This window comes from Pseudonocardia sp. (assembly GCF_029263155.1).
Taxonomy (GTDB): domain Bacteria; phylum Actinomycetota; class Actinomycetes; order Mycobacteriales; family Pseudonocardiaceae; genus Pseudonocardia.
This window is the reverse complement of record NZ_JAJCYB010000025.1, coordinates 23,432-34,361: the sequence shown is the minus strand read 5'-3', so window position 1 is coordinate 34,361 and position 10,930 is coordinate 23,432. Positions and strand designations below refer to the sequence as shown.

The window sequence follows — 10,930 nt, the reverse complement described above, 5'->3', positions numbered from 1 at the left end:
CGCCCACAACGGCTGCCTGATGATCATGCCCGGGTCGCACAAGGAGTTCGTCGCCTGCGTCGGACAGACCCCCGCCGACCACTACAAGCAATCCCTGCGCGAGCAGGAGATCGGCACCCCCGACCAGGACAGCCTCACCGCACTGGCCGACCGCCACGGCATCGCCATGCTCACCGGCCCCGCCGGCTCGGCCACCCTGTTCGACTCCAACTGCATGCACGGCTCGGGCGGCAACATCACCCCCTACCCGCGCTCGAACATCTTCGTGGTGTTCAACAGCGTGCACAACGCGCTGGAGGAGCCGTTCTCGGCGCCCTCGCCGCGGCCCCTGCACGTGGCGGCACGCACCATCACCCCGGTCTGATCCCCGGAGCACCTCGGTCGGCGGGCTCGGTCGGCGGGCTCGGGGGAGCCCGCCGGCCGGGGATCAGCCCTGTGGCGCGACGCCGTGGTCCAGGGGCAGCAGCTCCGGTCGCTTCGGCAGGAAGCCGTCACCGGTGTTGCGGCCCTGGATCCGCTTGCGGACGAACGGCATCGCGAACTCGCGCATCCAGCGCAGGTCGTCGAGCTGCCGGTCGCGCCACGGGGCGCGCGCGCCGTCCGGGAGCGGCACGCGCCAGTCCTCGGTGACCGGCTCGCCGAGCGTCTCCAGCACGCGCAGCGCGACGCGGCGGTGGGCGTCGGGTCGCAGGTGCAGCCGGTCGGGACCCCACGCCCGCGGGTCGGCGAGTGGCGCCATCCCCCACAGGTCGACGACCCGGCTGCCGTGCCGCTCCGCACTGACCCGCATGAACTCGTTGAAGCAGGCGACCCGGCCGCGCAGCCGGGCGATGAGCGGGTGCATGCGACCCAGGTCGAACCCGGTGAACACGAACACGTCGGCACCGGTGGCCGCGATCCGGCCGAGCGCGGCGTCGAAGCGGCGGGCGAGGTCGTCGACGTCGCAGGAGAACCTGATCAGGTCGTTGCCGCCCGCACAGAACGCCACGAGGTCGGGCCGCAGCCGTTCCGCGACCGGCAGCTGGTCCTCCACGATCTGGTCGAGGAGCTTGCCGCGCACGGCGAGGTTGGCGTAGCGGAAGCCCGGACGGGGCCCGGGACCCCCGTACGCGAGATGCTCGGCGACGCGATCCGCCCAGCCGCGCGGCGAGCCGTCGGAGCGCCAGTCGTCCAGTCCCTCCGTGAAGCTGTCACCGATCGCCACGAAGCTGTTCCAGGTACCCACGACGACCGCCTTTCGTTCATGTCCGGGCCACGTCCCCGACGCGCGGAAGTCGTTCCAGGATCACCCAACCACCGCCGTTCGCGCCAGTGGCGGTGATCTATCCGTGTCGATAGGGCACCCTTAGCGGGTGACCACTTCCGAGCCGTCGCTCGCCGAGGTCCTGGGCGGGCGCGGTGGCGCCGTCGACGCCTCGGCACCGGTCGCCGCGTTCGTGGCGTTCTGGCTGCTCGCCGTCACGCTGGACTGGGCGGCACCGGTCGCGTGGGGTGGCGGCGCGGCCGTGCTCGCGGCGGGTGTGGTCGCCGTGGTCCGGCTGCGGGCCGGCACCCCGCCACGCGCGGTCGTCTTCGGGCTGCTCGGTGTGGCCCTCGCCGCCGTCATCGCGCTGTCGACCGGCCGCGCGGCCGACTTCTTCCTGGTCCGGATCGCCAGCAACGCCGTGAGCGCGCTGGCGTGGGCGGTGTCGATCGTCGTCCGCTGGCCGTTGCTGGGCCTGGTGGCGGGCACGCTGCTCGGCCAGCGCACCCGCTGGCGGCGCGACCCGGACCTGCTGCGCGGCTACCAGCGTGCGAGCTGGGTGTGGGTGGCGCAGTACGTCGTGCGGCTGGCGGTGTTCCTGCCCCTGTACTTCGCCGACGCGGTGGTGGCACTCGGGATCGCGCAGACCGTACTCACCTGGCCGCTGGTCGCGGTGTGCATCGCGCTGTCGTGGCCGCTGGTCCGCTCCGCGCTGCCGGAGGGGCACGGCGGGGTACGCCATCCCGCCGGATCGTGAACGCCACCACTCGGACATGATCGTCTGAAACGATTCCGAGATCCCGTTCGCTGGACTGGGTGAGACCTGTCCAGCCGAGCCGGATCGAACGGAGCCATGTCACCCCACCCCGCCGCCCCACCCGCCGCGCCGACCTCCGAACTGGAGGTGCAGACCCCCGCCAAGGCCCCCGACCTCACCGTCAACAAGATCATCGCCGGGGCGGGGGCCGCTGCGACGGCCGCGGTGCTCGGCTCCTACCTCGGCGCGGCGGGGACCGTCGCGGGCGCGGCCATCGGGTCGGTGGCGAGCACGGTGGCCACCACGCTGTACCAGCGCTCGCTGGACCGCACCCGCGACACGGTCGTCACCCGCATCCGGCTGGCCCGCCCGGGCGATCCCGACGGCACCGACCCGGCACCGCCCGACGCCGAGCCGGAACCCGAGCCGCCGACGCCGAGCCCGCCGCGCCGGCGGCTGCGGACCGCCGTGCTCGCCACGGTCGCCGTGTTCGTGCTGGCGCTCGTCGCCGTCACCGGCCTGGAGCTGGTCAGCGGGTCGACGGTGACCCGGGGCGAGCCCGGGACGTCGATCGGGCGCGTCCTCGCCCCGGAGCCCGCCGCCGCGGAACCGGTGTCACCCGCGGAGTCCGAGGCTGCTCCCACCGAGGGCCCAGGCACCGAGGGCCCAGACAGCGAGGGCCCAGACAGCGAGGGCGCGGCAGCGACGGCCGAGCCCGAGGTCTCCCCGGAGCCGGCGGGCGAGCCTTCGCCGGGCACCGGGCCGAGCGACGACGCCACGCCGACCGACGACGTCCCGACCGACGACGCGAGCCCGGCCGGCCCGGCGGAGCTCGACTCCCTCCTGCCGGGGCCCGGCGGCGAGTAGGCGGGTCAGCCCGGCAGGCGGGCGGCCAGCGCCGTCGCCGCGGCCTGCGGGTCGTCGGCCTCGGTGATGGCCCGCACCACCACGATCCGCTGCGCACCCGCCGCGAGGACCTCGTCGAGCCGGTCGTGGTCGATGCCCCCGATCGCGAACCACGGCCGCGCAGGCCCGCGGGCCGCCACCGTGCGCACCAGCTCCAGCCCGGGGGCCGGGCGGCCGGCCTTGGTGGGTGTCGGCCAGCACGGGCCGACACAGAAGTAGTCGACGCCCGGCTCGCCCGCGGCCGCGGCCGTCTCGTCCGAGGCGTGCGACGACCGGCCGATCACCACGTCGTCGCCGACGACCCGACGGGCCCACCCGACGGGCAGGTCGTCCTGTCCGAGGTGCAGGACGTCGGCGCCGGCCGCCAGCGCGACGTCGGCCCGGTCGTTGACGGCCAGCAGCGCGCCGTGCCGGGCGCACGCCTCGGCCAGGACCTCCAGCGCGACCAGCTCGGCCCTCGCCTCGATCCCCTTCTCGCGCAGCTGCACGATGTCCACGCCGCCGGCCAGCGCCGCGTCGGCGAACTCGGCGAGGTCCGGGCGGTCGCCGGTGCAGACGTAGAGGCGGGCGTCGTCGAGCCGCTCGCGCAGCGCGTCACCGTCGAGTCCGGGCATGGCAGGAAGCGTAGGCTGGACGCTAGGTGACGCACGGGAGCCCCGGCAAGGGGCTGAGAGGGGATCGCGGGATCCCGACCGTCGAACCTGATCCGGGTCATGCCGGCGCAGGGAGCGGGGTGTTTCTCATGGAGGACCGACGGATGACCGTCGTCGGGGCGGGCGTGATCGGCCTGTCCTGCGCGTGGCGCGCCGCCACCGCCGGATGGCGGGTCACGGTGCTCGACCCGGCGCCCGCGTCGGGGGCGTCCTGGGTGGCGGGCGGCATGCTGGCACCGCTCACGGAGGCCTGGCCGGGCGAGGAACGGCTGCTCGAGCTGGGCGTCGAGTCGCTGCGGCGCTGGCCGGACTTCGCAGCCGAGCTGGGCGGCGCCGGGCTGCGAACCGAGGGCACCGTGGTGGTCGCCACCGGCGCGGGCGACCGGGCCGAGCTCGATTCCCTCGCCGAGCACCTGGCCCGCACGGGTCGAGCCGTCGAGCGGCTCACCGGGCGTGCGCTGCGTCGACTGGAGCCCGCTCTCGGGCCCGAGGTGCGCGGTGGCCTGTCGGTCCCCGGCGATCTCTCCGTCGACAACCGGGAGCTGCTCGGCGCGCTGCGCGAGGCGGCGGAGCAGGCCGGGGCCCGCTTCGTGAGCCAGGCCGTCACCTGTGTGCTCGACGACGGGGCACGCGTCACGGGGGTCCGCTGCGCGGGCGGCCACGACCGTCCCGCCGAGGTGGTCCTCGTCGCGGCGGGCGCCCACTCCTCTGCCCTGCACCCCGCGCTGCGGGGCCTGGTACGTCCGGTGAAGGGCGAGATCCTGCGACTCGCGCACCGGCCGGGCGCGTTCCCACCGCCCCGCCGCACGGTGCGCGCGCTGGTGGACGGGCGTCCGGTGTACATGGTGCCGCGCGAGGGCGGTGGGCTGGTGGTCGGCGCCACGCAGACGGAGGTCGGTTTCGACACCGACACCACGGTCGCCGGGGTGCGCGACCTGCTCCGCGACGCCGAACGGGTCCTACCGGGGATCGCCGAGTACGCGCTGGTCGAGTCGGCCGCGGGCCTGCGTCCCAGCTGCGCGGACAACCTGCCCCTGGTGGACGCGGTCGGGCCGGACGGGCTGCTCGTCGCCACCGGGCACGGCCGCAACGGGATGCTGCTCGCCCCCGTGACGGCCGACACGGTGCTCGGGCTGCTGCGCGAGGTGGAGGAGGTGGCGTGATGCAGGTGTGGATCAACGGCTCGGCGTGCGAGCTGGCCCCGGACGCGGCCGTGCCCGACGCGCTGGCCGCGATCGGGTCACCGCAGGCGGGCGTGGCGGTGGCCGTCGACGGCGCGGTCGTGCGCCGCGCCGACTGGCCGCACACGCGGCTGTCCGACGGCGCGCGCGTCGAGGTGCTCACAGCGGTGCAGGGTGGATGAGGTGGGGAGGATGACGATGGACGACACGCTCGTGATCGGTGATCGCAAGCTCGGCTCACGACTGATCATGGGAACCGGCGGGGCCGCCAACCTGGAGACGCTGGAGCGTGCGCTGGTGGCGTCGGGCACGTCGCTGACCACGGTGGCGATGCGTCGCATCGACGCCGCCACCGGCACCGGCGTACTCGACCTGCTGCGCAGGCTCGGCATCGAGATTCTCCCCAACACCGCGGGCTGCCGGACCGCGGCCGAGGCCGTGCTCACCGCCCGCCTCGCCCGGGAGGCCCTGGAGACCGAACTGGTGAAGCTGGAGGTCGTGGCCGACGAACGGACCCTGCTGCCCGACCCCATCGAGCTGCTCGACGCCGCCGAGCAGCTCGTCGACGACGGGTTCACCGTGCTCCCCTACACCAACGACGACCCGGTGCTGGCCCGCAAGCTCGAGCAGGCGGGCTGCGCGGCCGTGATGCCCCTGGGCTCCCCGATCGGCACCGGTCTGGGCATCCGCAACCCGCACAACATCGCGATGATCGTGGAAGCCGCCGGCGTGCCGGTCGTGCTCGACGCCGGGATCGGCACCGCGTCGGAGGCCGCCCAGGCCATGGAGCTGGGCTGCGACGCGGTGCTGCTCGCCACCGCCGTGACCCGGGCCGGGGACCCCGAGCGCATGGCGCACGCCATGCGCCTCGGCGTGGAGGCCGGCCGCGCCGCGCACGGCGCGGGCCGCATCCCGCGCCGGTACTGGGCGCAGGCGTCGTCACCGGAGATCGACGTCTGACAGGTCACCGTGCGCCGGACGCCCTACTCGCGCACCCCGCCGCGTCTCGCGCACTGCCGGCGGCGCGCGAGGCGCGGTCCGGCGCGCGAGAACCCCGGACCACGCGGCCACCCCGGCCTGGTCCGGGGCCGACCGCGTCTCGCGCACCCGACCACGTCTCGCGCATGCAACTGCGTCTCGCGCATGCAACTGCGTCTCGCGCGCCGCTGGCGGCGCGCGAGGCGCGATTCGGCGCGCGAAACCCCGGCCCGGTCGGGCAGACCGGGCCGGGGTGGGCCGACCGAGCGGGCGACGGCCCGCCCGGATCGCTCAGCTGGAGCGGCCGCGCCGCACCAGCAGGATGACCAGCAGCAGCAGCGCACCGCCGATGACCGGGGCGAGACGCTTGATCACCGGTGCCCCCGCCGTGTCGAGCAGGTCGATCGCGTCGATGTCGCTCTTCATCGGACCGGCCGGGCGGTTGGCCGGAGACGTCGCCGTGACGCCGGACGACGCCGGGGTCGAGGCCAGCGACGGTCCGGCCGCGGTGGCGGTGGCGGCCGCGGTGGCGCCCGACCCGTTGGTCGCGCCGTTGGCACTGCCCGCGGCCGCGGACGGTGCGGATCCACCGGGGGCGGGAGCCGGCTCGGGAGCCGACTCCTCGGGAGCCAGCTTCTTCGCCACGCAGCCCGCGAACTGACCGATGATCTTGTCGGCGACGTCGGACATCACGCCGCGGCCGAACTGCGCCGGTCGCCCGGTGATCTGCATGTCGGTGACCATCGTGACGGCGGTGGAGTTCGGGCCGTCGGCGACCATCGTGCCGGTGACCGTGGCGCTGGCCGTGCCGTTGCCCCGCGAGTCGCGGCCGCTGGCCTCGATCTTGACCGTGTGGTTGGCGTCGTCGCGGTCGACGTAGGTGCCCTTGCCCTTGTAGGTCAGCGAGATCGGGCCGAGCTTCACCTTCACGGTGCCGGTGAACGAGTCGCCCTCGTACTCCGTGAGCGTCGCACCCGGGAAGCACGGCGCGATCATGTCGGGCGTGTTCAGCGCGACCCACGCCTTCTCGATGGGTGCCTCGATCGTGAACTTGTTCTCCAACTGCATGGGATCTCCCTCACGAGACAGACGCCCGCCCCGGTGGCCGGGACGGGCGTCTGTGAATTCGGAACCGAGCGTCAGCCCGCGGCGGCCAGCACCGCACGGCCGGTGAGCACCTTGGCCAGGTGCTCACGGTAGTCCGCGGCGGCGTCGGCGTCACTCGGAGCCGCCGTGCCCTCCGTCGCACGCTCCGCCGCGGCACGCACCGCGTCGGCCGTGGCCGGCTGGCCGACCAGCGCCTGCTCCACGCCGGTAGCGCGGATCGGCGTGGTGCCCATGTTCGTCAGCCCGACGCGGGCCTGCGAGATGCTGCCGCCGTCGACCTTGATGGCCGCCGCGACCGCACACATCGACCAGGCCTGCGCCGTGCGGTTGAACTTCTCGTAGTGGCTGCCCCACCCGGTGTACTTCGGGAACCGGATCTCGGTGAGGATCTCGCCCTCGCCGATGGCGGTGGTGAAGTAGTCGACGAAGAACTCCGCCGCCGTCACCGTGCGGGTGCCCGAGGCCCCCGCGATCACCATCTGCGCGTCGAGCGCGAGCGCCGGGGCACCCAGGTCGCCCGCGGGGTCGGCGTGGGCGAGCGAGCCGCCCAGCGTGCCGCGGTGTCGCACCTGGTTGTCGGCCACCGTCTCGGTCGCCTGGGCGAGCAGCGCGACGTGCTGGCTCACCAGGTCGTCGCGGACGATGTCGTAGTAGCTGGTCATCGCCCCGATCGCGATGTGGTCGCCGTCCTCGCGGATACCGCGGAGCTCCGCGATCCCGCCCAGGTCGATGACCACCGACGGCGCCGCGAGGCGCAGCCGGAGCACCGGGATCAGGCTCTGGCCACCGGCCAGGATCTTGGCGTCGTCCCCGCCGTCGGCGAGTGCCTGCACCGCCTCGGCGACCGACGCCGGCTTGACGTAGTCGAACTTGGACGGGATCACTGGACCTCCCCCTGGGGGTTGTTCGGGTCGATCGAGCCCAGGCCGGCACCCGGGGAGTGGGTGTCGATCGGGGTCTCCTGGGTGGTGTTGCCCTTGGCGTCCTGGATCGCCCGCCAGACGCGCTGCGAGGTGCAGGGCATCTCGACGTTGGTCACGCCGAGGTGGCGTACCGCGTCGATGACGGCGTTGACGATGGCCGGCGTCGAGGCGATGGTGCCCGCCTCGCCGACGCCCTTGACACCCAGCGGGTTCGACGTGGCCGGCGTGGACACCGTGGAGGTGTCGAAGCTGGGCAGGTCCGACGCGGAGGGCAGGGTGTAGTCGACGAACGTGCCGTTGACGAGCGTGCCCTGCTCGTCGTAGTTGGCCTCCTCGAACAGGGCCTGCGCGATGCCCTGGGCGAGACCGCCGTGCACCTGGCCCTCCACGATCAGCGGGTTGACGACGGTGCCGATGTCGTCGACGCAGACGTACTTGCGCAGGTTGACGCGACCGGTGTCGGTGTCGATCTCGACGGCGGCGAGGTGCGTGCCGTGCGGGAACGAGAAGTTCTCCGGGTCGTAGACCGCGTCGGCGTCGAGGTTGGGCTCCATGTCCTCGGGATAGTCGTGCGCCATGAACGCGGCGAACGCGATCTCCTGGATGGCCTTGCCCTTGTCGGTGCCCTTGACGCTGAACGTGCCGCCCGAGAACTCGATGTCGTCCTCGGAGGCCTCCAGCAGGTGCGCCGCGATCTTCTTGGCCTTGGCGACGACCTTCTCCGCCGCCTTGACGATCGCGATGCCGCCGACGACCAGCGAGCGGGAGCCGTAGGTGTCGAGGCCCTTCGGCGAGATCTGCGTGTCGCCGTGCAGGATCTCGACGTCCTCGAACGGCACGCCGAGCTGGTCGGCGACGATCTGGCTGAACGCCGTCTCGTGGCCCTGCCCGTGGGCGGACGCGCCGGTGATGACCTCGACCTTGCCGGTGGCCAGCATCCGGATGCTCGCGGCCTCCCAGCCGCCCGCGCCGTAGGACAGCGAGCCGAGCACGCGCGAGGGCGCGAGGCCGCACATCTCGGTGAACGTCGAGATGCCGATGCCGAGCTGGACGGGGTCACCGCTCGCGCGGCGCTCCTCCTGCTCGCGGCGCAGGCCCGCGTAGTCGAAGGCCTCCATCGCCTGCGCGGTGGCCTGCTCGTAGTTGCCCGAGTCGTAGGTGAGCCCGACCACCGTGGTGAACGGGAACTCCTCGTGGGAGATCCAGTTCTTCTTGCGCAGCTCCATCGGCTCGATGCCGAGCTCGACCGCGAGCTCGTCCATCATCCGCTCGATGCCGAACGTGGCCTCCGGGCGGCCGGCGCCGCGGTAGGCGTCGGTCAGCGTCTTCGTGGTGAACACGTTGGTGCAGGTGAACTTCAGCGCCGGGATCTTGTAGATCGCGTTGAACATGAACGCGCCGAGGATCGGGACACCCGGGCCGACGAGGCCGAGGTAGGCGCCCATGTCGGCAAGCAGGTGGACGTCGAACCCGGTGATCGTGCCGTCCTTCTTGGCCGTCATCGTCAGGTCCTGGATCTGGTCGCGGCCGTGGTGCGCCGCGAGCAGGGACTCCGAGCGGGTCTCGTTCCACTTGATCGGCTTGCCGGTCTTCTGCGCGAGGGCGACGCAGAGCATCTCCTCGGGCAGCACGCCGATCTTGCCGCCGAAGCCGCCACCCACGTCGGGGGCGATGACGCGCAGCTTGGACTCCGGGACCCCCAGCGTCACGGTGGTCATGGTGCGCAGGATGTGCGGCACCTGCGTGGCGGCCCAGACCGTGATCTGCTCACCGGTCGGGTCGACGACGCACGCGCGCGGCTCCATGAACGCGGGGATCAGGCGCTGCTGGATGAAGCGGCGCCGCAGGACGATCGAGTCCGGGTCGGCCTCGGCGGCGGCGATCGCCTCGTCGACGCTGTTGCCGGTGCCCGCGGCGCCGGAGTCGAAGACCCAGGTGGCGTTCTCGTTGGTGCCCAGGTCCGGGTGGACCAGCGTGGCACCCTCCTTGATCGCGTCCTCCATGTCGAGGACGGGCTCCAGCGGCTCGTAGTCGACCTCGACGAGGTCGGCCGCGTCGCGCGCCTCGGCGGCGGAGCGGGCGAGCACCACGGCGACGCCCTCACCGGCGAAGTGCACGGTGCCGGTGGCGAGCAGCGGACGCTGCGGGGCCTTCATGTCGGGCGTGATCGGCCAGGCGCACGGCAGGCCGACGGCCTCGACACCCAGGTCGGCCGCGGTGTAGACGCCGATGACGCCGGGCGCCGAACGCGCCGCCTCCGCGTCGATACCGGTGATCGTGGCGTGGGCCAGCGGGGAGCGCACGACGTGCAGGTACAGCATGCCGGGCAGGTTGATCGCGTCGGTGAACTTGGTGCGTCCGGTGATGAGGCGCGCGTCCTCCTTGCGGGTGCGCGCCTTGCCGAACTCGAGCGTGGTGGGATCGGCGGTCGCAGTCATCTAGTTGCCTCCTCCGGCCACGGAGACCGGGGCGTCGGTCTGGGCGTGCGCGCCCGGCTTCATCTTCTGGGCCGCGGACTGCACCGCCCGGACGATGTTCTGGTAGCCCGTGCACCGGCAGAGGTTGCCCTCGATGCCCTCGCGGACCTCGTGCTCGTCGGGGTCGGGGTTGTCGCCCAGCAGGTCGATCGCCTGCATGATCATGCCCGGCGTGCAGTAGCCGCACTGCAGGGCGTGCTTCTCGTTGAAGGCCTCCTGCACGGGGTGCAGCTGGCCGTCGCGGGCGATGCCCTCGATGGTGGTGACCTCGGCGCCGTCGGCCTGCACGGCCAGCACCGAGCAGCTCTTCACGCTCTGACCGTTCAGATGCACCGTGCAGGCGCCGCAGTTGCTGGTGTCGCAACCGACCAGGGTGCCGGTCTTCCCGACCTGCTCCCTCAGATAGTGGACCAACAACGTACGGGGCTCGACGTCGTCGGCGTAGTTCACGCCGTCGACGGTGACCCGGACCTGTGCCATGAGTCTTCTCCTCAACCGCAGCGCCGACTTTCCGCCGCGCAGGACTTCCGGGGACTGACCGGAGGCTGTGGTGGTGCGCTCCGGTGCCGATCACACCTTTGTGGCGGCGAGCACATCACACCGCTGATCATCGAGCGGTGCAAGGTAGCCGACCCTGGCGGACCACGACCCCTGGGAGGCCACACCAGGGCGTCGACTGACGTCAGGAGTGTCGAATCCGCTGAA

The 10,930-nt window shown here is 73.0% G+C and carries 12 protein-coding genes and 1 riboswitch; of the genes, 6 read left to right on the top strand and 6 right to left on the bottom strand.

What is annotated here, in order from left to right:
- Positions 1-364 (top strand): phytanoyl-CoA dioxygenase family protein (locus Q1K26_RS04070; protein ID WP_300007790.1); only part of this gene is annotated, 364 nt, incomplete at its 5' end.
- A 63-nt stretch (positions 365-427) separates the two neighbouring features.
- Here Q1K26_RS04070 and Q1K26_RS04065 read toward each other — a convergent pair.
- Positions 428-1,225: an SGNH/GDSL hydrolase family protein gene (locus Q1K26_RS04065; protein WP_300007789.1), complete on the bottom strand. Its 798-nt coding sequence runs from the start codon at positions 1,223-1,225 to the stop codon at positions 428-430.
- A 127-nt stretch (positions 1,226-1,352) separates the two neighbouring features.
- Between Q1K26_RS04065 and Q1K26_RS04060 the strand changes: the two genes are divergently transcribed.
- Together Q1K26_RS04060 and Q1K26_RS04055 are read left to right on the top strand one after the other, a co-directional pair.
- Positions 1,353-2,000 carry a DUF3159 domain-containing protein gene (locus Q1K26_RS04060; protein ID WP_300007788.1) on the top strand — a complete coding sequence of 216 codons (648 nt, stop codon included), beginning with the start codon at positions 1,353-1,355 and terminating at the stop codon, positions 1,998-2,000.
- Positions 2,001-2,096: 96 nt separating this feature from the next.
- The gene (locus Q1K26_RS04055) at positions 2,097-2,867 is read left to right on the top strand and encodes a hypothetical protein (protein ID WP_300007787.1); all 771 of its coding nucleotides are present in this window, start codon (positions 2,097-2,099) and stop codon (positions 2,865-2,867) included.
- 5 nt (positions 2,868-2,872) lie between these two features.
- On the opposite strand, the gene thiE is transcribed toward Q1K26_RS04055, so the two are convergent.
- The gene (thiE, locus tag Q1K26_RS04050) at positions 2,873-3,520 is read right to left on the bottom strand and encodes a thiamine phosphate synthase (RefSeq protein WP_300007786.1); all 648 of its coding nucleotides are present in this window, start codon (positions 3,518-3,520) and stop codon (positions 2,873-2,875) included.
- 23 nt (positions 3,521-3,543) lie between these two features.
- Positions 3,544-3,651: riboswitch (TPP riboswitch) on the top strand.
- Between the two features lie 12 nt (positions 3,652-3,663).
- On the opposite strand from thiE, the gene thiO reads away from it, so the two are divergent.
- Genes thiO through Q1K26_RS04035 form a run of 3 tightly spaced genes read left to right on the top strand, consistent with a single transcriptional unit; the run spans position 3,664 to position 5,700 of the window.
- On the top strand, positions 3,664-4,722 hold the full coding sequence (gene thiO, locus Q1K26_RS04045; RefSeq protein ID WP_300007785.1) for a glycine oxidase ThiO: 1,059 nt from the start codon (positions 3,664-3,666) through the stop codon (positions 4,720-4,722).
- Positions 4,722-4,922, top strand: coding sequence for a sulfur carrier protein ThiS (thiS, locus tag Q1K26_RS04040; RefSeq protein ID WP_300007795.1), 201 nt, complete (start codon positions 4,722-4,724; stop codon positions 4,920-4,922). The genes thiO and thiS overlap by 1 nt, the downstream gene beginning before the upstream one ends.
- Positions 4,923-4,938: 16 nt before the next feature.
- Positions 4,939-5,700: a thiazole synthase gene (locus Q1K26_RS04035; protein ID WP_300007794.1), complete on the top strand. Its 762-nt coding sequence runs from the start codon at positions 4,939-4,941 to the stop codon at positions 5,698-5,700.
- 309 nt (positions 5,701-6,009) lie between these two features.
- On the opposite strand, the gene Q1K26_RS04030 is transcribed toward Q1K26_RS04035, so the two are convergent.
- From Q1K26_RS04030 to Q1K26_RS04015, 4 genes are all read right to left on the bottom strand, one after another.
- Positions 6,010-6,786 (bottom strand): SRPBCC family protein, encoded by a 777-nt coding sequence (locus tag Q1K26_RS04030; RefSeq protein WP_300007784.1) that lies wholly within the window; start codon positions 6,784-6,786, stop codon positions 6,010-6,012.
- Between the two features lie 71 nt (positions 6,787-6,857).
- On the bottom strand, positions 6,858-7,709 hold the full coding sequence (locus Q1K26_RS04025) for a xanthine dehydrogenase family protein subunit M (protein ID WP_300007783.1): 852 nt from the start codon (positions 7,707-7,709) through the stop codon (positions 6,858-6,860).
- Entirely contained in the window at positions 7,706-10,186 is a 2,481-nt protein-coding gene (locus tag Q1K26_RS04020; RefSeq protein ID WP_300007782.1) for a xanthine dehydrogenase family protein molybdopterin-binding subunit, read from the bottom strand. The genes Q1K26_RS04025 and Q1K26_RS04020 overlap by 4 nt, the downstream gene beginning before the upstream one ends.
- Complete coding sequence (locus Q1K26_RS04015) at positions 10,187-10,705, bottom strand: (2Fe-2S)-binding protein (RefSeq protein ID WP_300007781.1); 519 nt, start codon at positions 10,703-10,705, stop codon at positions 10,187-10,189.
- Positions 10,706-10,930: the final 225 nt, after the last annotated feature.